Genomic DNA, 22383 nt, shown 5'->3' on the forward strand with positions numbered 1-22383 from the left:
ACTGCATTTTCTTGTTACTATTTTTATTCCTCTTTATTCTTCCTATTTCTTCCTTGCTTGTACATAAGTATATTTACTTACCGCAAACTTGGGATGCTCCCAGCCAATATTACTGAGAGACGTAATCGTCAGATGCGTGATGCTGTCAACAAAGCGGCGCGTATCGTGGTTAACCACTGCCTATCTAATGGCATTGGCACTATTGTTTTTGGATGGAATAAAAAACAAAAAGATTCTGCCAACATGGGAGCAAAAACTAATCAAAAGTTTGTGCAAATTCCCACCGCTAGGCTGAAAGAAAGAATTAAGCAATTATGCGAAATCTACGGTATTCAGTTTATTGAAACTGAAGAAAGTTACACGTCTAAGGCTAGTTTCTTAGACTCAGATACAATCCCTGTCTACGGTGAAAAACCCGAATTGTGGAAAGAATCTGGTAAGCGCGTAAAACGTGGTTTGTATCGTACTGCTAAAAATATTTTGATTAATGCAGACTGTAATGGCGCTGCAAATATTGCTAGAAAAGTAGCGGCGACACTAGGCTTAGACCTAGATGGAGTCAGTAGAGGCGCTTTGACTACGCCTCTGAAGTTCAATCTTTGGACTGTTCAGGAATCTCAGTCGCTTCAGCGTTGAGAGTGTCAAAGTCTTTTCTCATTCAATAATTAGAACCGCAAGCAAACTTCAAAAGCCTCGGCAAGCAGCACTTTTAAAATTTGCTTGGCTGATACCTTAGCCTGGGGGCCAATTTAGCGATCGCCCACCCAAAACATGAATGTGCAGATGAAATACAGTTTGTCCTGCCTCGGCTCCGTTATTGGTAACTAACCGAAAGCCCTTGAGGCCCTCCTGTGCTGCGACCTTATTGGCAACTAGGAGCAGATGCCCAAGCAGAGCCTGATCCTCATCCTGAGCATCGGCAAGATTGATTAGGGGCTTTTTGGGAATTACCAGAAAATGTACAGGTGCTTGGGGGTTCACATCCCGAAAGGCAAGGGCGAGATCATCTTCATAGATAATCGCCGCAGGAATCTCGCGTTTAATAATTTTACTAAAGACAGTTTCAGGCATAGTTTCAGGCATAGTTTCGCGATCGGGGGCTTGATTGAGCAATTATAATCAAAATGTTGAATCCCACAACCAAGCACTTTGCAATCAAGCACTTTGCAATCAAGCACTTTGCAATCAAGCACTTTGCAATCACTGCGCTCGGCAATGTAAAGTTTTTGAACATATAAACATCCTGTAATCTAGCCCTATGAATTCTGATCAACTGCCTGTAGAAGAAAATTTAGGAAAAATTGATGATGCTCAAAACTTTGAGTTGAATACTGATCTGAGCATGGAAGCAAGTCCCGATCAACAAAATATCAAACAAGATATTCAGCAAGATCCTCATCAAAACTCCTATCAAGATCAGCAGCAGCAGCAGCAGCAGCAGCAGGTTCAGATCGGGCAGCAAGATGTTGAGCGCTCCCATGATCAAGTCAATGAGCTAGATCCAGCCCTGGTAATCATCGCCGATGATCCCCAATCAGCGCCTAATTCTCTAGCCGATGACGAAGCGGCGGCTCAAGCAGCGATCGCCCAACTAAAACAGCAAGAAAGTCAATTGCAACTTGAGCTAGAACAACTCAAAACCACCAAAACCAAAATCCTGCAAGACCAATTAGATGACCTGCAAGCGGGGATCATACGCTTAGCACAGGCGGATGTGGCAAGGCTAGAGTATCAAAAAAATGAACTACAGGCAGCGATCGCTGTCTTAGAAAAGCGTAAAGAGCGCCTTGATAAGGAAATGACCAGCACCTATGCAGGTATCTCACAGGATATTGCAGTGCGGGTACAGGGCTTTAAGGAATATCTGGTGGGTAGCTTGCAGGATCTTGTCGCCAGTGCTGAAAAACTAAATCTTGTGCCGCCAGAACCTCAGCCTGTGGCAGTGACCGCCGAAAAGTCCCCTGCCCCAGCCAATGAACCTTTGCAACTTTCGGCGCAAACATTTGCGGAATACAAACAAAGAGTGGATCAACTACTCGAACGCTATCGCACCCTACCCGATTACTATGGTCCTGCTTGGAAATTGCGGCGCACCTTTGAGCAAGTCCATAGCGATCGCGTTGCCAAATGGTTCTTTGAGCAGTCGGGACGTGGGGCAATTCGGACGATGGGGACGCGCTTGCAGAATATTTTGGTTACATCCGCCGCGATCTCAGTACTAAAAGCGATATATGGTGAAAAATTGCGAATCTTGGTACTTGCCACTTCTCCCGAACGTCTTGGCGAGTGGCGGCGCGGTTTTCAAGACTGCTTGGGGCTAACTAGGGAGCATTTTGGCTCTGAAAAAGGCATTGCTCTATTTGAAGATCCTGAACCCCTCGCCACTAAGGGCGATCGCCTTGTCAAAGAAGAACTAATGCCCCTTGTGGTGATTGATGAATCTGAAGAATTAATAGCGGTTGATTTATTGCGATTCCCTTTGCTGATTGCCTTTGGTGGCATCCCCGAAGCCAGACCTGCGCCCACGGCTTCTAGCTTTACTAACCGTGATTTTAGTCGCGATACTGCGCGAGATATGGGACGCGATCCCAGTCGAGATTTTAATCGTGATTTTAGTCGCGAACCTTACCGCGATCCGAGTCGAGATTTTAATCGTGATTCTAGCCGTGAACCTTACCGCGATCCTAATCGTGACTATAATCGCGATCGCGACAGTCGCAATCGTGGTGTACCCCGTGACTATAGCGATCGGGGCAGCGATCGCGGCTATGACAATCGTAATAATAATCCTGACTCCGACTGGGACTGGTAATAAATTTAAGAACGCCACTAAGGGTTGTTCTCAATACCTTTTGACTTGACTGACAGCGCTTTGCCCTCAAACCCAAACCACTTCAAAAACCAATTCAAAACAATAAAAACTTTAAAAGCGCTGCAAAGCAATGCTTTTAAAGTTTTTATTGGTAATTGCTGTAAGTGAGCGCAAAGCGCTTTAATTATTTATTTTTAATTAATTTTTAATTATTTATTATTTAGGCTTATTGGCAGGAGCCGGGGGAATGGTTCGTGGTGCGGGTGCGGGTGCAGCTTGGGGTGCAGCCGCCTGATTATTTTTCAGAATGTACTCAAAGGCTGTGCGTGAGGGAACAAACTGAAAACGCTCTACATCAGGATTGGGCTTGTTGTCCTTAGTAACCATCGAATCTAGCACTTGAAATAGGGAAGTAACTTGAATTTTGGTGGTTTTCGCAATATCAGGCTGTTCCTTGCGAGCGCGATCGAGTAAATTTTGCAGATCAGTTTGATCAAGGAAGAATGGCACAATTTGTTCACGCTTACCATTTTGATCAATGCTCATGGTCAACAAACCTTGGCTATTAGCCTGACCACCTGTCGCAAAAAACACAGGCACATTAGGAATTCTGTCGGCGGCAATGCCTTGAGAAGTCAAGATCGTTCTTGCAGAATCGACGCTTGATTTAGAGGGGATGAACTGAAAGACAACTTTCTTATCCTTGTTATCCCGAATGACTTGATATGCTTCGTTCATAGAACGGACAATAATCTGAGCTTTCTTGCCAACATCGGGGTTAGACTTCTGCACTTGATTAAGCATCATCTTGGCTTCATCGGGACCAAGGAAGAAAAACAAAATTTGGCTATCATCGGGTTTGGCATTGGGCTGTTGGGGCATCGATCCCAAAAGTGGTGCGCCCTTTTCATCGGTAATCGTGAAGACAGGAATGCTACCCAAGCGCTCCAACACCTGCACTTCGGTTAGAGCTTCAGCTTTGAGAGTAAATATGGGACTAACAGCGATCGCCCCTGCGACACTGGTAACGGCTGTTAGTTTAACCAAAGATTTAAATAGAGACATATTTCTCCTAGCTACAATATGCTTATGGGAATTGAACGATTCGAGGGTGGGGGTAATAAATCGATTGTCAGCGATGTATTTTTGTTTGTGTGCAACTGTAACAACATCCCATGACAAAAGACAACCTTTATAGATAACTTATTTAGGCTTTAAGACTGAAATATCATTAGTATAGTTCCTAGAATTTAGTCCATGCACCTAGCCCGTAGTTATGTCCCAAAATGAAGACTTTCTCAGCTTTGACGAAATTTTTGAAGAACTAAACTATCGCCAAGCCCAGCGTACATTAAGGGATATTGTTGCTAATTTGGATCTATCGGAGCGCGAGCGGCGTGGTTTAGAGGAGCCGTTAGCAGAGCTTCAGCAAATGCTGGATAAATTAAATCGGCAAGTACTCCAAATCGCCGTGTTTGGTATGGTGGGGCGAGGTAAGTCTTCGGTGTTAAATGCGCTCATGGGCGGACAGGTCTTTGAGACGGGACCATTGCATGGGGTGACAACCAGTCGGCAGGCGGCGGAATGGCAGATTTCCCGTGAGGCAATGCAAACCAATGGCGATCGCACAATTCTGAAAGCATCGTTTCAAGGTAAAGGCGAAGCGAGAATTGAATTAATTGATACCCCTGGCATTGATGAGGTGGATGGGGAAGGTCGCGCAGAATTGGCGAAACGCATCGCTCAACAAGCAGACTTGATTTTATTTGTGGTGGCGGGGGATATGACAAAGGTGGAGTATGAAGCGCTTTCGGAATTGCGGGGTGCGAGTAAGCCAATCCTATTGGTATTTAACAAAATCGATCAATATCCGCCTGCCGATCGCCTCGCCATCTATGCCAAAATTCGTGATGATCGGGTCAAGGAACTCTTAACCCAAGAGGAAATCGTGATGACGGCGGCTTCGCCCTTGATCGCTAAGGCGGTGCGACAACCCGATGGCTCCTTTGAGGCAGAGCTAGTGGTGGGTAAACCGCAAATTGAGGATTTGAAATTAAAGATTTTGGAGGTTCTCGATCGCGAAGGCAAATCTTTAATCGCGTTGAATACGATGATGTTTGCGGATATGGTGCAGGAGCGGGTCGTGCAGCGCAAAATGTTCGTGCGCGATCGCCAAGCTAATCGCATTATTTGGAATTGTGTAATTACGCAAGCCGTAGCGATCGCGGTAAATCCTGTGACAGTACTTGATGTGATTACCACTGCCATTATTGATGTATCGATGATCGTTGCCCTCTCTAAGCTCTATGGCATCACTATGAGCAACCGTGGCGCGATCGCCCTCATGCAAAAAATCGCGATCGGCATGGGTGGCATCAGTGCCAGTGAGTTTTTGGCTAACTTCGGTTTGAGTTCCCTCAAGGGGTTATTGGGCATAGCTGCCCCCGTCACAGGTGGTGCAACCTTGGGCGGCTATGTATCCGTAGCGATCGCTCAAGCAGGTGTGGCAGGATTCTCCACCTATGCCCTTGGGCTAGTGACTAAGGAATATCTGGCAAATGGTGCATCTTGGGGAGCCGATGGACCTAAAGCCGTTGTGAAGAGAATCCTTGAAACCATTGATGAAGATTCGATTTTAGCGAGAATCAAAGATGAACTTCGCGCCAAAATCGATCTCCGTAGGCTTAGGAAAATTTAGCGAATGATGATATAGCTACTGGTTTGAGGGGTTCTGTAGTAAGGGTTTAAGGCTCCATTGACCGCAGGCACATTTACAGGGTAAGGGAATTGATTGTAAGTGTTCCATGATTTATGGGAGTCGTAATTTACACGATTTTCACGTATAATTACCTGCCGCGAATAATCACCACGATTAGAGCGATAGTGGGGATTATAAATGGTGCGCTTTTGGTAAGGATTTTTGTAAATGGGGGCGGAATGATAGCGCGTATTCACAGGGCGATCGCCGAGGCGAATGATAATCGAAACGTTTGCTTGAGCCGTATCAGCAAATATTGCTGATGTACCGGCTGCGGCGATCGCGATTATGCCTGTCAACATGGTTTGTGCTGGCTGTTTAACATCGGGCTTGGTGAACTGCGTAGAAAAAATCATGGCTATAATTCCTAAACTGTAATTTCTCAATTTTGATCAAGAGTTGAGCAAGACTAATGAACATTAAGAAGCCTTAAAATCCTGAAACTTTTGTCTGAGGGCGATCGCGACTTCTGGTGTCACTAGATGATCAATTGCACCACCGAATCTGGCGATTTCCCGCACCACACTACTACTCAAAAAACTATACTCATTAGAGGTCGACAGAAACACTGTTTCGATATCATTAGCTAAGGTTTTATTTGTATGTGCCATTTGCAGCTCTAACTCAAAATCAGAAACTGCACGCAACCCACGAATCAGCACTTTAGCTTGCTTCAAATGAGCATAGGTGACAGTCAAGCCCGTAAAGGTATCTACCTCAACATTATCCAAATGTGCAGTAGCTTCCTGAATTTGCAACATTCGCTCTTCCATTGTAAACAACGGATTTTTATTTGGGTTGCGTAAAACTGCGACAATTACCCGATCAAATAAATTGCCACCGCGTTTAATAATATCAAGATGCCCCAAAGTGATGGGATCAAAGCTGCCAGGATAGATTGCAATCAATGCTGTCACCCATTTACTACACAGTAATTATAGTTGTCTCTATTTGCGCTATGGCAAACTTTGGAAATGTGGTAAGGCTTCACAATTATATTGCATGGCTATCAAGCCCAAAACTTGAATAATTTAGAACGAGAAATTTTATGAAAGTCTGGAAGCGATCGCTTATTGCTTTAGCAATGGTTACTTTAGGAATGATTGGCGAAGTTGCTCCATCCTTGGCAAGGCGATCGGGTGGGCGCGTGGGCGGTAGCTCGTTTAAATCTTCGCCTAGCCGTTCATCGCCTACTAAATCTGCACCTAGTAATACTTCGCCCAGTAGATCTTCGCCCAGCAATACCTCTAATTCTGTCACCTCTCCTAGACGCTCGACTAGTCCATCACGTTACACGGGCGGAGTCTATTACAGTGGTAATGGTGATGTCATTACGCGAGGCTTTGAGTACAACATCGTCATATATATAGTGAGTGCAATTTTATTATTTGCCCTAATTGGCTGGGTTACTAAGTGCATCATAGACGCAGCACGAAAAACCAATCAAAGTAAGGTCAATTTACTAAAGCTCCAAATAGGATTGCTCGCCTCTGCCCGATCGCTACAGCAGGAACTAATCGACATGGCGCTAGAAGCTGATACTGAGTCAGTGAGTGGACTGACTGACGTTCTCCATGAAACGGCGCTAACTATAATGAGACATCCAGAATATTGGGTATATGTCCATAGCGCTAATGAATTGATCAAGCCAGAGGCGGCGGAATCTCAGTTTAATAGTTTAGTCCTGACGGAACGTAGCAAACTCAATGAAGAATCTTTAAGCAATGTGCGTGGGCGGTTGTCAACTGATGCGCCAGAGTCGGTTGAACCATCTCCAGATGCACCACTGGTTTTTGCAGAAATTAGTGAATATATTGTTGTGACGATGTTAGTGGCGGCGACTGGTGATGCTCTCAGTAAATTGCCGCCTTTGCGATCGGCAGAGCAGTTGCAGGAATGGTTGCAGTCTATCTGGGAAATTACTGATGAAGAGCTATTGGCTGTAGAGATTTTATGGGAGCCGCAGTCTGAGGAATATACGCTGACCAATGATGATGTAATTAGCGTTTATCCAGACTTAATCAGGATTTGATATCTGGCGATCGCTATATAATCGCTCGTTATCAAAAGAATTGAAAAATATGGCATAAAGTTATAGCAATAAGAAGCAATCTGTGGTATCACTTAGCAGTATTATTTTGATCCCTAGAGCTGCCCACGATAGTCAACAGCTATAGGTTGTCAACATACATGAAATAGCGTAGCTGTTTTATGTAATTGCAGCCCCTATGGGACTTGTTTTTATTCACAAAAAGGTTGTCATACTTTCGTGAATCGGTATTATGGAGTGAGTAGGGTTGGTATATGGTGCTACATACAAATAACAGAACAAGTGACAAAAGTCAGGTTTATATCACTCAGGATGCTGAGGCATATACTGATGGCGTTGACAATTTGATGGATGATTTGTTTGGCGAAGTAGAGACAACCCTCCATGTAGATCAAGGCAAATTACGATCGCAGCGCCAAAAAACTGGACAGAAAACGGGACAATCGCAATCCACTCCCTATGCTTCGGCGATCGCCTCTAGCTCTGACATCGTGGCGATCGCTAAGGTCAATAGCGACACCGAAACAGCCCAATCTAAAGATACGGTCAGTATTAGCAAGCTGAATATGGCGGATATTACTTTGCCGCCGATCTCTAAGGAGGATGTGCTTTGGATTCAGCCCTATATCATGCGAAATCCAGAGCCAACCAGTCAGATTCCCCAAAATCCGCCTGAGCCAGTCGCGCCTAAATATAATTTATTCGATCGCCTATTATTAGTTGCTGCCTGTAGCTCGGCGTTAATCGCGGCGGTGATGTGGACAATTAATCATGGCATTTGGATTGGCAAGCAATCGGTAAATGTTGCTCAGATTTTGCCAGAGGATAATTCTAAAAACAAAGCCTTTGCCCAAGAAATTCAGCAAATGTTGGCGGATATCACCAATAAAAATCGGGCGATCGCTACGGGACAAAGCTTTACTAATACAGTGGGTAACAATCTGCCAATTGTGGCGGCCCCGATGATGGCTAATGGTCTACCGATGGGTAATCCTGTGGTGGGGCTTCAGCAAGCGCCCATGTATGTACCTGTCTATCAGCCCCCCAACTTAAATAATCCCAATAGCCCCAATTTACCTTCACCTTTAGCATTACCTCCCGCCAATGCCAATAATGCGGTGGAAATTGCTGCCCCCAATAATGCCAAGTCGAAAGCTCCTGTGGCGGCGGCTGTGCCAGCCCCTGCTGCGCCAAGTTTAGCCTATACGCTGATTGGTGTTCTCGACTTGGGCGATCGCTCCACCGCCATGCTTGATATGAATGGTTCGGTGCATTCGGTGGGGTTAGGCAAGGCAGTGGGTAACAGTGGTTGGATTTTGAGCCGTGTCAGCCAACAGGAAATTACCCTCAAGCGCGGTAAAGAAACGAAAAGTGTATTTGTCGGTCAAAAGTTTTAGAGGCTAATTTTAGAGGCAGCATATGGGTCTATTAGATGACATCTCGCGCTTTTTAGAAACTCGTCTGGAGGAATTCATTCGTAATAATCCTCAGATTGAATTGCAGATTCTGGAGGACAAACTGCGCCAGCAGGAAGAGGAAATTCTTAAATTAATCGTTAGTTCTCAAAAAGAGGAAAAAATATTTCAAGATAAGGTTCTCGAAATTGCCGAAGAAATTAGGGTATGGCACGATCGCGTTGTGAAGGCTGAATCCTTTGATAGGCGCGATCTGGCGGATGCGGCACGGGAGAGGGAGGCGGCGCTATTGCGGCAAGGCAATCAGGTTTGGGCGCAGATGGAGATGGTCAAAAAGCGGGCGATCGATAGCCAAGCCTTGCAGGTGCAGATCCAAGAGCGTCGCAAGGAGGTACAGGCAAAGATTGCTGAAGCTGCCAAAAACGCTAAGCCCAAGTCCCCAACCATGCCTTCCCTTGATTGGGAAAATCTTTATACACCGCCCTTTCGTGATACCCATGATGAGCTAGAGGAGAAATTTCGGCGCTGGGAGATGGATGAGGAGCTAGAGCGCCTCAAGCGGAATATGGGTAAGTAACATAGAGTACTTTTTCGGTTTTACCTAAATCATTAGCTCCTGCGAGAATTGATCGCCCTTGACTATTGGCTAATTCTAAAGAAACTGCCCCCAATGGCATGGTGACAGTGCGTAAGCCGATATTATTTTCTTGACCGATCAGTATGGTAATTGCTAGATCTGGTCTTGGTTGGGCGATCGCTGTGACACTGACTAGACTATCGGTGCGGGATAAAAACTTGAAGCATTGAGCGCCGATCGCCCCCGTCATTGCCGCCCTGATATTTGCGGCTCTGATGCGTTTGGCGCAGCCTTCCGCCGTGACCAAGAGCAGTTCAGAATTAGGATAATTCAGCAAATCTAATACTGCCACGCCCACCTGTGATTCATTGCTACCCAAGCGTAGAGCGATATTACCTGCGGCAGCGCGTCCGACTGTGGGAATTTGTTGCTGGTCGGCTTTGAAGCGCAAAATGCGCCCTGCGGAGGTGGCGATCGCCAGTTCTTGCTCCAGTCCCACCACATCAGCCCAAAATAGGAAATCTCCTTCCTTAAATTTGGCGGCAATCAAACCACGGGCGGTCATATCCGCAAATTCGGCAAGGGGCGATCGCTTGATTTTGCCTTGACTAGAGAGCAGAACTAAACCTGCGGTGGATTCAGGATCTTGCTCCCAAACAAATTGGGCAACGGGGCGATCGCTGTCAGGTAAGAGCGTAATAAGCGGCGTGCCGCGTCCCTTGCCTTTGACGATGGGAACATTCGTGAGGGCTAGGGGTAATGCCTTGCCAGAACTGGTTAGTACCACCATCTGCCGATCGCTGCGGGTTTCGTAATTGGCGATCGTCACATCATCCTGTAAATCGACCTGCAAATTGCTATTTAGGGATTTGGAATTAGCCTCTAAAGCTTTGACATAACCTTTATAGGTAAGCTGCACCACCAGATCCTGCGGCTCAGCCACAGGAATATTTGCTTCTGTAGTGAGAGACAGTAAAGGAATTGCAGATTGCGGTTCTGGTTTGGATGTCTTAGTGGTACGGGTTTTGGGCTGCGGCTCTGGGTTTTCGGTAGTTACAATCTGTTCAGATTTGCTAGACTTCTTGCTTTTAATCGGTTCGTTAGTGATGGTTGCAACGGGAGATGGGCGATCGGCATTTGGATCATTATTTGGATCACCATTTGCATCATCACTTAAAATCTGCCATGCCAAACGGGTGCGGCGCGGATCGCTATGGCGTTTCTTATGATCGCGCAATTCTTTCTTTAAGAACTTCATCAACTCGCGGCGATCGCCTAATAACTTCTCAAGACGCTGCATCTGTTGCTGCAAGTCCGTAAGGTCATCACGGATTTTTTGTTGCTCAATGGCAGTGATGCGGCGCAAAGGCATGGAGAGAATTGCTTCCGCTTGGGTTTCAGAAAGGGCAAATTCCGTTTGTAGATCGGTTTTGGCAAGGTTGCTATTGTTGGCAAAGCGCAGAATGCGAATGAGGCGATCGATGTCTTGGAGAACTAATACTAAGCCTTCCAATAAATGGGATTTTTCCTGTGCCTTTTTCAATTCGTAACGGAAGCGCTTGGAAAGAGTTTCTTCCCGAAATTCCAGAAATTCTTGCAACAATTCGCGTAGACTCATCTGCTTGGGTTGGGAACCCTTGAGCGCTAGTAAAATCACACCAAAGTTGGATTGCAGCGCCGTTTGGCGATATAGCTGATCGATTACCACTTCGGGCAGGATATCTTTTTTAAGTTCGATTACCACCCGCATTCCCGTGCGATCGCTTTCATCGCGAATATCAGAAATGCCGTCAATTTTATTGTTATTTACTAACTCGGCAATCTTCTCAATCCATGCCGACTTATTCACCTGATAGGGAAGCTCCGTCACAATGATCGCTTGTTTTTGCCGCTTGCCCGTACCCTTGCCGCCCATCTGCTCGACAGCCGCCACCCCACGAATGGTAATACTGCCGCGCCCCGTCAAGTATGCCTCGCGCACCCCATCCGCATTCATAATGATGCCGCCCGTGGGAAAGTCTGGAGCAGGAATTATGCGTAATAGTTCTTCATCGCCAAGGTTAGGATTATCAATTAAAGCGATCGCGCCATCAATCACTTCACTCAAATTATGGGGCGGAATATTCGTTGCCATGCCCACGGCGATACCCGTTGCGCCATTAAGCAGCAACATCGGCAATTGGGCAGGCAAAACCGATGGCTCCTGCTCAGACCCATCGAAGTTATCGACAAAATCAACAACGTCCTCTTCAATTTCCCCCAATAGTGCCTCATTGCCGATCGCCGCCAACCGACATTCGGTATAGCGCATCGCCGCCGCAGGGTCATTATCCACCGAGCCGAAGTTGCCATGCCCCGCCAATAGCGGATAGCGGCTGGAAAAATCCTGCACTAGGCGCACGAGGGCATCGTAAACTGATTGATCGCCGTGGGGGTGATATTTACCCAACACATCTCCCACCACGCGGGCGCACTTACGAAAGGGGCGATCGGGCAGTAACCCTAATTCGTGCATGGCGTAAATGATACGACGATGCACAGGTTTTAGACCGTCACGGGCATCGGGCAGGGCGCGACCAACGATCACGCTCATGGCATATTCCAGATAAGATCGCTGCATTTCTGTATGCAGTGAAGTCGGGATGATTTTGCCACCATCCGACTCCGCCCAAAAATCTAGCTGTTGCTGCCCTTGTTTTGCCATAAAATCTACTGAATACCATTACGAATAGTTAAGTTATAGCGCTTTTCGCGTCAGTGGGTTGCCCGAAAAGTGCCATACACCAAAAATCACCATATCAGATACATACAATCTATGGAAAATCAACGACCGATCGCGGTGGATTTATTTGCTGGTGTCGGCGGCATGACCTTGGGCTTTGAGCAGGCGGGGTTTGACGTACTGGCATCCGTGGAAATCGACCCGATCCACTGTGCAACCCACGAATATAATTTCCCGATGTGGACAGCCATTTGTGCTAGTGTCACCGAAATATCAGGTGATGACATTCGGGCTAAATCAAAAATAGGCGATCGCGATGTTGATGTGGTGTTTGGGGGACCACCCTGCCAAGGTTTTTCGATGATGGGCAAACGCGCCTTTGACGATCCCCGCAATCAATTGGTGTCGCATTTTATGCGGTTGGTCAAGGAGCTAAATGCTAAATATTTCGTGATGGAAAATGTCAAAGGCTTGACCCTCGGCAACCATCGCCAGTTTTTAGATGAAGTGATCGAGAATTTTAAGGAAAATGGCTATCGCATTCTCAATCCTTACAAAGTTCTCAACGCTTCCCATTTTGGTGTACCCCAACATCGCGAAAGATTATTTCTGATTGGTTGTCGCCAAGATCTAACGCTTCCCAGTTATCCATCACCAAGTACTAAACCAGCTAAAGCAAAACGGATTCCCAAAGAGCTTCTTGATTTACCTGATTGTCCGACTGTACGCGATGCGATCGCTGATTTGCCAGATGTTGCTCAATATCCTGAACTAATGCAACAAGACTGGTGTGTGGCTGAATTTCACGAGCCTCAAAACGATTACAGTCGATACCTACGCGGATTTGGATCTGACAAAATTGATTTGTCTTATTCACGCTATTACAATCCTAAAGAGTTAACCGCTAGTTTATTAGAGTTCAATGTCTATGGTACTGAGGTATCATCACGAGTTAAACTGTTGGAACATTTACTATCTAAAGCTGAACAGGAAGCTAAAACAATTATTTCATCGAATGTTGATGCTAATTTATTGACTTCTAGTATCGGTACGTTACATACACCAATGTCTATTTCTCGTTTTCGCTCAACTGCAAATGGTGAAGTCGAGAAAATTAGTCGTTTTTTGAAGTTAGATCCTGATGGTATTTGCAACACGCTTAGAGCAGGAACACCAAGCAATAGAGGCGCATTTACTGCACCTCGTCCAATTCATCCCCATGAAGCACGTTGTATAACTGTCCGTGAAGCCGCCAGACTGCATTCTTATCCAGATTGGTTTCGATTTCATGTGACAAAATGGCATGGATTTAGACAAATTGGAAATTCAGTGCCGCCATTACTAGCTAGAGCCGTTGCAACAGAATTGCGTGAAATACTAGGCGTTAAACTCAAGAAACCATCTCAGAAAGTTATTCTTTCTAAAGCTAAAGATCTACAAATTAAAATGGTAGAAGCCGCAGAAAAGTATGGTGTTGATCCCCATGTAATAGAACCAAGAATTAGACAGGAAATTGATTAATGGCAAAGAAAACTAACTATGATCAAATTATTGCTGAAATCTTCAAGCGACACTATGTTGAAGGTGTTGCATCTTTTACTTTTGAGCGTAAAGAGATGAATGAAATCTCGAATTCATTAGGAATGGATGCGCCTAAAAATTTAGGTGACTTGACCTACAGCTATAGATTTAGGCGAAAACTTCCTAAAAGTATTACTGACACTGCACCATTAGGCTTAGAGTGGGTGATCGAAAATGCGGGGAAAAGCACTTATAGATTTCAACTGAGTAGGGTTAATCGGATTGTTCCCAACCCAAACCTGATTACTATTAAAATTCCTGATGCGACACCTGAAATAATTCTTAAATACGCTTTAGGAGATGAGCAGGCTTTACTCGCTAAAGTTCGTTACAATCGCCTGATTGATATTTTCTTAGGCATTACAACATATTCCTTACAAAACCACCTGCGTACAACTGTAGGCGGTATCGGGCAGATTGAGATTGATGAAATTTACGTTGGAGTTAGTCGCCATGGTACTCACTTTGTAGTTCCTGTACAGGCAAAAGCAGGTAGTGATCAGATTGGAGTTGTGCAAACTAAGCAAGACATTAGTTGTTGCGCTGAAAAGTTTCCTTCCTTAATCTGCCGTCCTATTTCTGTTCAATTCTTAGATGATGACATAATTGCCATGTTTGAATTAACTCTAGAAACTGAGCAGATTAAAATTGTCGAAGAGAAGCATTATCAATTAGTTTCTAAGGGCGATATTAGTGATGATGATTTAATGAAATATCAGGCAAATGAAAATTGATTTGTCTGGAACTGATACAAAATTGCGAGTTGTACTGATAGAGGCTTTTAGTTAATTAGTACAGAAACATTTTTGAGATTGGCACAGAGCCTTATTTTCAAAAATACTTTCAAAAATACTTTCAAAAATGCATCTGGGTTTTCAAACAGCACAAGGGGCTGTAAGTAGAACGAGCGCATGGGGGGAAATATAACCTTTAGATAACTTTTGTGTAACTTTATGTTATTGCCAATAAACAAATAACTGGTCTAATTGGGTATAGTCTACTAAGTCGCTTTACATTTCAGAGAAAGATCAGCGTTACAGAGTCATAAATTAATTTCTCTTCGGTTTGTATTTTCTTACTCAACTGTCTAAACTAGGCTGCCCCCATGAAAACAATTCTTAAAAGTCTATCTGTAGGTGTTTTATCCCTAGCAAGTCTGGGTGCTTTGTCTACCCCAGCGATCGCCGCTTCCCTCACAGGTGCAACCATTGGCGGCTCTGCCCCTAACGACTATCTGGTATATGACGCTAATGCCACTAACACTTTTGTTGTACCAAGCACATTTACCAATGTGCAGACAGTTTTAAGTGGCAATGCTGCCAATCCGACGGGTAACGTTGAGTTAAGGGCTGCTAGTGAACAAGCTGGCTTTGATTTTACTAAAAATACCACCCTATCAGGGGCGATCGCTGGCAAAAGCCTCACCCTCAGCAGCCTCACCGCTTCAGACTGGGCTACCACTGACTACAACGGCTCAGGTAAGACCTTTGGTCGGTATTGGTTTGACTCTGCCCTTGCCCAAGCATTGACACTTAATAATGTCCCTGTGCCTGTAAATTTTGGTAATACAGTCAATAATCTACTTTTTAATGCCTTCGTCGCTAATAAAGGCTTTGAAAGGTTTAGTGACCCCAATATTTCCTATGTCAATCAGAGCGCAGATGGTACAGTTGCGATTGGTTTGGCAGGTCACTACAATGCACTTTCCGTACTATTTAATAGCAATACGATCAATGCGCTTCCTCCTCTAGTGCAGCCTGTGGTTCAGGCAGTCATATCTAGACAAAATCTATTGGCTCAGGTGAGTGAGGTTGTGAAGTATAGCTATGATGGTGGCAATCAGACTGGTTATCTCTATAGCTTCAAAGCTACCCCTTCCAATCTAGTTGCCCTTGATGACGGGAGATCCCATAGTGGCAACTATGAAGTCACATTTCAAGGTGCTAAGCCTGTACCTGTACCTGCGGGATTTGTGGGTATTGCCCTAGCAGGAGCGATCGGTGGCAGGATGATTAAACGTCGCAAAAGCTTTGCAACATAGAAACAAGAAAACTCTGCTAGGCAATGCTTTCTTGTTTGATTTACAGCAATTACCAAACGAACCACAGAAAAACATTAAAAATATTGCGAAGCAATATTTTTAATGTTTTCCTAGTTTGGGTTTAAGCGCGAAGCGCTATAAGTTCACATCTGCTGCCAATAGTCCTGTAGCCATGCTTCACCTTGTTTAATCAAATGAGCAAGATCAAAGTTCCATAACCCGATCGCATTGCTGCCATGACCAGAAACAAACCCATAGCCATCAGAACGGAAGCATAAACTAATAGGCGTATGGTCGTGACAGGAGAGGGTTTGTAGCTCCTTGCCATCAAGGTTCCAGAGTTTGATCGTATTGTCGCTACTGCCTGAAATAATATTACGACCATCGGGGCTGAAGCCCACCGCCCATACCACTGCCTCATGTCCTCTAAAGGTATGGATTAACTCACCCGCTAAATTCCATAGTTTGAGCGTATTGTCGCTACTGCCCGATAGCACCAGTTCGCCATCGGGACTAAAACAGGCACTCCACACCGCACCGCGATGATCGCGGAGAGTTGCCAATTCTTGACCGTCAATGCTCCAGATTTTAATCGTGTCGTCACCACTGCCTGATAATACTTTTTGACTATCAGGACTAAACTTGACTGTCCAAATCGTGGAGCGATGTCCTGAGAGCGAACATAGCTCTGTAACATTTCCTGTACCATCGACTTGCCATATCTTTACCAGTTTATCACCACTGCCAGAGACAACCTTTTGACCATCGGGGCTGAAATCCACTGTCCAGACTGCGGTGCTATGACCAACTAGGCTTTGCTGTAGTTGCGGATGCGTTCCCATAGACCACAGGGCGATCGCATTATCACCACTACCAACGGCAAGAGTTTTACCATCGGGACTAAAACTAATACTGAGAATGTCCTGTTCGTATTCTATGGTTTGGCAAAGCCTACCTTGCAAATCCCAAATTTTGATGCACTTGTCAAGACTTCCCGAAGCAAAGCTCTGACCATCGGGGCTAATTGCCACAGTTCTTACCGCCGCGCTATGTCCATCCCAAAGCTGTTGGACGCGATTATTAATTTCCCATAGACGCACTGTGCAGTCGAGGCTGGCTGAGAGCAGATTTTTTCCGTCAGGGCTGAAGCTGACCGATCGCACCGCTTCGTCATGCCCTTTGAGGGTTTGCAATTCGTGACCTTGCAAATCCCAGAGCTTGATGTTTTTATCGGCGCTGCCTGTTGCCAAAATGTTGCTGTTTGGGCTAAAACTCAGGCTGCGAATGGCGCTGGTATGGGCTTGAATTGAGCGTATTTCTGTTACCTGCAAATTCTGAAGATCTGATTCGATTCCCATTTCCATTTGCCAAATTTTCAGCACATTATCGCCACTGCCAGAGGCGATCAACATTCCATTGGCACTGAGGCTTAGACATCGGATGTCCGCAGTATGACCTTTGAGGGTTTGTAATAGCTTGCCATCCAGTGACCAGATCATAATGTTTTTGTCAGAGCCGCCCGAAATGAGCAATTCACCATTAGGACTGAACAGCACATTTCGCACATCACCACGATGTCCCGTCAGGGTTTGGATCTCAGTGCCGTCAATTTGCCAAAGTTTGATGGTTTTGTCAGCACTGCCCGAAACGATGAGCTTGCCATCGGCACTAAATCTGGCGCTCCAGACGGCTCCTGTATGCCCTGTAAATGTGTGCAGGCGATCGCCTTGGAGATTCCAAAGACAAATAGTCTTGTCGCTACTACTAGAGAGAATCATCTGTCCATCGGGACTGAAGGAAGCGCTGCGAATTGCGCCTGTATGCCCAATTAGTTCACCGATCTGCGTGCCATTTGCTTGCCAAATCTTAATCTTATTGTCTAGTCCGCCCGTGACAAATAACGAAGCATCGGCATTATATTCCGCACTCCATACCCCTTCCAAATGGGAATTGATGCGATTCCTTTCTTTGATTTCATAAATGGCGCGGTAGATGGTGCTAGTTAATTGCCAGCGCGTCTCTGAGGCGATCGCCTGAGTTTCTGGTAGCCATTTAGCCGCCATTTGCATAGCCTTAGACAGTTCACTGAGGTCAAGGAGTCGGTTTGATAGCAAACTATTCAGGGCTAAACTATCGGCGATCGCCTGTGAGTTTTTGAGGGAACTTTCTAATTGGCGCACTGTTTGCCGCAATTCAGTTTGGGTTTTTTCTAGTTCTTTTTGCAGTTTTTGCAGTTCGGGTGATTGCGATTTGCGAATGATTACCGCTAAATAGTCATGGACTAGCTGACAGCGATTAGTAGTAGCTTCAGGAATTAGCACCACCAACCCCGAACCAATGAGAATCTGTAAAACCAATTCGATCTTGGCAATCTCGAATTCATCATGCTTGGTAGTCTCTGGAATTTCTGGAGCGCCAAAATTAGGCAAGGTTTGCCCTTGTTCCCGCACTTCGCGATCGAGATTATACAGTTCGCGCTCCAGATCGCCATAGGTTTTCAGGGGTCTTGTGCCTTTTTCATCGGTCAGCAAATACAAAATCAAATTAGTCAGACGCAAGTTCTCTTTGCCACAATCGCAAACCACACTATCCAGATAGCGCTGTACTAACTTTTCTGTAGGATGCTTACCCAGCTTTTGGTATTGCATGACCGTACTAATTTGATCCTGTTGTAGTTGTGCGCCCACAATTTGCAGTTCTATCGGACGCACCTCATCCTGTTCATTGGTTAGATCGCGCACTAATAGATCAATTAACTGCGGTTCCAGATAAAATTGCGCTCTCTCCGTCAATGTCCTAATCGTGGAATGGGCGGCGGCTGTGGAGAAATTACCCATTTGATAAAGTACATTTTTGCTGAGAATGTCATTGTCGATCGCACTCATATTGGTAATGCGATTGCCTTCTAGCAGATAGTGAATATAGTCTTCACGCAGGGATAGAACCACTTTGAGAGAGGATAAATATTGGAAGTCACTGAGCAAACTGCCTAAAAATTCAAAAAAGCGCTGCCGTTCTGCAACTTGATATTGATGCACAAAAAAGAATTCTTCAAATTGATCGAATATTAAGACCGAACGGAAATTATGGGATTCATTCCAGCGCAACTGTTCGATAATGCGATCGCATAGTGAGTGTTTATCCGAGTGTCTATCTGTTTTGGCGGGGTCAATCGGGTTAGCTAACAACGGCGCAGAATTTAGTGATAATGATTCTAAAGCATCCTTCAATAAATTGATTAATTCTAATTCCCAACTGGTGTAAACTTTCTGGGAAATGGGAATCACGGTGCGTCCACCATAGATAGTTTGCTGTAAAGCAGGCATTAGACCCGCATTTACAAAGGAACTTTTACCAACCCCAGAGTTACCATGCAAAACGATCAGCTTATAGCGAGGTTCGCTAATGCGCCTTGTTAATTCATCTAGGTCTTGTTTGCGACCTGAGGCGTAGATTTCGGGAGAGATAATGAAACGATTTTTCTGTCCCGCAAAACTCGAATATTCCTCAAGACAGGATTGCAATTGACCAGCACCGATAAAAGCCCGATATCCATAGCGCTGCTCGATCGCGAGGCGTTCTTGTTTGGTTTGGAAAGCTTCTAAATAGCGCCCCTGTACGAAATATAAATCGCGCAATTGATTCAAAATGCGAATGTACATATGGGGATGTCCGCAATGATCGCGCTTTCTGGCTTTGAGCAAATTTTCTAGGGCAGATTCAGGATGATCTAATTGAATTTGTGCTTCTGCTAGATAACACCAATATAAGCCATAGAGCCAATGATAGGTGTCAGGAGATTGGGGTAGAAGGGAAAGCGCTTGCTCAGCATATTCCTGCGCGGTTTGCCATTGTTTTTCATTAAGGGCGACTTCGGCAAGGAAGCCATAGTCAGATGCGAGGTGATGGGGTTGTGTTTGATGTATTGATAAAGCTTTGTGGGAGAGCGCTTTTAACTCTTTCCAAGATTGGAGATGATGGAGAGTGCGCTGCAATTGCAAATAGCATTCGGACATGAGATCAGTGCGATCGGCGATCTCAAAACAAGCCAGACTGCGAAAAAATAAATCCTGAACTGCTTGCCAGTTCTCTTCATGGGAATGCTTTTCTAATTTAGTTAGGTGATAGCGCCGCCGCCCAATTTGATAGAGCAGCAATCCTTGGCGCTCAAAATTTTGAATGGATTCCCAATATTGATAACTGGATTGCAAGTAAGATAGGGAAGTGCTGAAATCGGCAGTATTCATGCCGCGAATGAAATCTAGCCCTGCTTGTAAACCAGGAGCGATCGCCTGTCCTTGGTTCCGCAAATCTCGCAAAGCAAGATCTAATTCCGATAGATAAATACCCCCTAAATGGGAAATGCGCCCTAGACTATAGCTAGGGTCGATCATTTTGGCGCTCAGCGCCATGCTAAACAGGGCTTCTGTCCCTGAATATAGAGATTCCTTGAGATCATTACCCGCGATCGCGAGTTCAATAGTTGTGGTCCAACTCTCAAAATCTGGTGCTATCCGAATCATTCGTTTGAGAATGTCATCATTAATCCATAGCACAATCGGGAAGTGGCAGTTTTTGCGAAACTCTTCGCGAATTTGGTTTAACCCTTTGACTAGTCCATCAATGTTTTGACTAAGCTCAATTCCTGACACCATTACGGAGCTATTGTCCGTTGAGCCTTCTGGTTGTATCAACTGGTAAATCGATGATGTCGTTCTCTCAATGCTCACTTGACGAATCGGCACTGCACTAATTTCGCTTAGTCTAGCGATCGCGCGATCGCGCAGATTTGTATAGTTGCATCTTGCCAATAGCAGCGTAAACGTATTCTCATAAATGTCCAATAGCAAAGATAGCTCTTGGATCGCATCCTCCATCTCCGAAGAAATATTAAAGGAACTCACTAAATTACTTTGAAAGCGATCTAGCTGTGAAGTCATGGTCTGGATTGCTTGCTCAGTCTCTGGGGAAATGAAAAAGCCTGTTGTTACATCTTCCCTAGATTGAGACTGCTTACTAGAAGCATCATCATTGGCATCGCCATTGGTATTGTCATTCATAAGCTATCCGTTAAATTCGGGAGCATTGGCAAGTACAGGATTGACCTCAAACCAAGAGCCGTCCTCATCTTGATATTCATAGACATACATACTTCTAATCAAGGTTTGATAGCCCGTGTCACCAACCACCTTCTTTGTGGCATTGACCTGACGCAATAATCGCCATTCATCGTCATCAATGGATAGAGTCAATTCATTGCGGCGTTTGCGGATCGTGTCTTCCAAAACATCTGCGGTTACAGGCAGTCCCCTCTGTTTGCGAAGGGCATCATTCAACAAGCGCATGATATTGCGTACATGACCACCACTAGCAAAACAGAGGCGATCGAGGGTTTGTACGCTATCAAAGACTTGCTCGATCGCTGCCAAGCGCTGATCATCACTGTGGTCTGGCATGACCCGCGATAAAATCATCTGCCGCAACAATGCCAGCCCCTCTGCATGGGGTTGACCATTGCGGCGCACCACAGGAACCATCGGCAAGACAATGGGATCGCTCATAAATCTGGCGGTCAGGGTTCCGTAATCCCGCGAGAACCTCAATGCAAGGGGCATAGTATAAACTAAATGGCATTGCAATTTGCGAAGTTGTTCGGCGCGATCGACAAATAGATATTCGGTTTGGGGTCTTCCCCAAGGTTTTGGCGAATCATCGACGCGATCGAGGTTATCAACAATCACCACCAGCCCTTCTTTGCCCTGTTTTTTTAAGTCGGCAATGCCTGGCAAAAGAATTTCTTGATTGATTAAATCTAGCAAACCATTGGTTTTCGGTTCCATGTAGCCCCGTAGCTTACTTCGCATATCGGGGCTATCTTTGGTCTTTGCCGATAGCTTCCCAATACCCAAAGACAACGAAAATTCGCCACTAGTACTCGCTTCCACCTTACCCACCCCAGGCACATCCGCTTCTGCTGAAAGCTCTATTTCCGTTTGCAAAATCTTGACTGCCCCATTGAGCATGGCGCGAAAGCCCTTGGCTTCGGTCTTCACCTTGGCAGATTCGAGACTATCCACCACACGGCGGGCGATCGCCAATAAAATATCACTGAGATCGACATCACCCATTTCCATGTCTTGACTGGACTCAAAATAGACAACATGGAAATTTTCGGCTTCCAATTTTTGTTTGAGCTGCAAAATCTCCGTGGACTTGCCACAACCAATATGTCCTGTAAAGAGTTGACAGGTGGGCTGCCCATCGGAAAACAGAGAAATATTATCCTTTAAATCTTCGACAACCTGACCACCGCGTACCGTGGAAAAGTCAATGTAATATTTTTGATCCTCTTCATTATCCGCTCGCAAAGTTCGACTGGGATCTGTGGCTTTAAAAAACTTCTTATAATCTACGCTCATGGGTCGTC

Annotated in this window: 15 protein-coding genes and 1 pseudogene; 9 read left to right on the plus strand and 7 right to left on the minus strand. The window is 45.3% G+C overall.

Annotation, left to right across the window (positions count from 1 at the left end; genetic code table 11):
* Positions 1–102: 102 nt before the first annotated feature.
* Positions 103–636, plus strand: a pseudogene (locus H6F44_RS14250) (IS200/IS605 family accessory protein TnpB-related protein); the annotation flags it as partial.
* 96 nt (positions 637–732) lie between these two features.
* Here H6F44_RS14250 and H6F44_RS14255 read toward each other — a convergent pair.
* Complete coding sequence (locus tag H6F44_RS14255) at positions 733–1071, minus strand: histidine triad nucleotide-binding protein (protein ID WP_190351717.1); 339 nt, start codon at positions 1069–1071, stop codon at positions 733–735.
* A 187-nt stretch (positions 1072–1258) separates the two neighbouring features.
* On the opposite strand from H6F44_RS14255, the gene H6F44_RS14260 reads away from it, so the two are divergent.
* Entirely contained in the window at positions 1259–2812 is a 1554-nt protein-coding gene (locus tag H6F44_RS14260) for a DUF3086 domain-containing protein (protein ID WP_242016580.1), read from the plus strand.
* A 216-nt stretch (positions 2813–3028) separates the two neighbouring features.
* On the opposite strand, the gene H6F44_RS14265 is transcribed toward H6F44_RS14260, so the two are convergent.
* Positions 3029–3877: a Tic22 family protein gene (locus tag H6F44_RS14265; RefSeq protein WP_190351697.1), complete on the minus strand. Its 849-nt coding sequence runs from the start codon at positions 3875–3877 to the stop codon at positions 3029–3031.
* A 211-nt stretch (positions 3878–4088) separates the two neighbouring features.
* Between H6F44_RS14265 and H6F44_RS14270 the strand changes: the two genes are divergently transcribed.
* Positions 4089–5510, plus strand: coding sequence for a GTP-binding protein (locus H6F44_RS14270; RefSeq protein ID WP_190351698.1), 1422 nt, complete (start codon positions 4089–4091; stop codon positions 5508–5510).
* Here H6F44_RS14270 and H6F44_RS14275 read toward each other — a convergent pair.
* Together H6F44_RS14275 and coaD are read right to left on the minus strand one after the other, a co-directional pair.
* On the minus strand, positions 5507–5926 hold the full coding sequence (locus H6F44_RS14275; RefSeq protein ID WP_190351699.1) for a hypothetical protein: 420 nt from the start codon (positions 5924–5926) through the stop codon (positions 5507–5509). The genes H6F44_RS14270 and H6F44_RS14275 overlap by 4 nt on opposite strands.
* A gap of 63 nt (positions 5927–5989) precedes the next feature.
* Positions 5990–6478, minus strand: a complete 489-nt coding sequence (gene coaD, locus H6F44_RS14280) for a pantetheine-phosphate adenylyltransferase (RefSeq protein ID WP_190351719.1) — start codon at positions 6476–6478, stop codon at positions 5990–5992.
* A gap of 140 nt (positions 6479–6618) precedes the next feature.
* Here coaD and H6F44_RS14285 point away from each other — a divergent pair, with 140 nt between their 5' ends.
* From H6F44_RS14285 to H6F44_RS14295, 3 genes are all read left to right on the plus strand, one after another.
* The gene (locus tag H6F44_RS14285; protein ID WP_190351700.1) at positions 6619–7602 is read left to right on the plus strand and encodes a DUF1517 domain-containing protein; all 984 of its coding nucleotides are present in this window, start codon (positions 6619–6621) and stop codon (positions 7600–7602) included.
* Positions 7603–7874: 272 nt separating this feature from the next.
* Positions 7875–9017 (plus strand): hypothetical protein, encoded by a 1143-nt coding sequence (locus tag H6F44_RS14290; RefSeq protein ID WP_190351701.1) that lies wholly within the window; start codon positions 7875–7877, stop codon positions 9015–9017.
* Positions 9018–9039: 22 nt separating this feature from the next.
* Positions 9040–9612 carry a TIGR04376 family protein gene (locus H6F44_RS14295; RefSeq protein ID WP_190351702.1) on the plus strand — a complete coding sequence of 191 codons (573 nt, stop codon included), beginning with the start codon at positions 9040–9042 and terminating at the stop codon, positions 9610–9612.
* Here H6F44_RS14295 and H6F44_RS14300 read toward each other — a convergent pair.
* On the minus strand, positions 9590–12316 hold the full coding sequence (locus H6F44_RS14300; protein WP_190351703.1) for a DNA gyrase/topoisomerase IV subunit A: 2727 nt from the start codon (positions 12314–12316) through the stop codon (positions 9590–9592). The two genes, H6F44_RS14295 and H6F44_RS14300, sit on opposite strands and share 23 nt — an antisense overlap.
* A 111-nt stretch (positions 12317–12427) precedes the next feature.
* On the opposite strand from H6F44_RS14300, the gene H6F44_RS22870 reads away from it, so the two are divergent.
* From H6F44_RS22870 to H6F44_RS14315, 3 genes are all read left to right on the plus strand, one after another.
* Entirely contained in the window at positions 12428–13855 is a 1428-nt protein-coding gene (locus H6F44_RS22870; RefSeq protein WP_199302134.1) for a DNA cytosine methyltransferase, read from the plus strand.
* Positions 13855–14649 carry an endonuclease gene (locus H6F44_RS14310; RefSeq protein ID WP_190351704.1) on the plus strand — a complete coding sequence of 265 codons (795 nt, stop codon included), beginning with the start codon at positions 13855–13857 and terminating at the stop codon, positions 14647–14649. Before H6F44_RS22870 ends, H6F44_RS14310 begins: the two co-directional genes overlap by 1 nt.
* Positions 14650–15020: 371 nt before the next feature.
* Positions 15021–15956, plus strand: a complete 936-nt coding sequence (locus H6F44_RS14315; protein WP_190351705.1) for an NF038130 family PEP-CTERM protein — start codon at positions 15021–15023, stop codon at positions 15954–15956.
* Between the two features lie 143 nt (positions 15957–16099).
* On the opposite strand, the gene H6F44_RS14320 is transcribed toward H6F44_RS14315, so the two are convergent.
* On the minus strand, positions 16100–21016 hold the full coding sequence (locus tag H6F44_RS14320; protein WP_190351706.1) for a WD40 domain-containing protein: 4917 nt from the start codon (positions 21014–21016) through the stop codon (positions 16100–16102).
* A 3-nt stretch (positions 21017–21019) separates the two neighbouring features.
* Positions 21020–22375: an ATP-binding protein gene (locus tag H6F44_RS14325; RefSeq protein ID WP_190351707.1), complete on the minus strand. Its 1356-nt coding sequence runs from the start codon at positions 22373–22375 to the stop codon at positions 21020–21022.
* Positions 22376–22383 lie beyond the last annotated feature (8 nt).

It is taken from the genome of Pseudanabaena cinerea FACHB-1277 (assembly GCF_014696345.1).
Classification (GTDB): domain Bacteria; phylum Cyanobacteriota; class Cyanobacteriia; order Pseudanabaenales; family Pseudanabaenaceae; genus Pseudanabaena; species Pseudanabaena cinerea.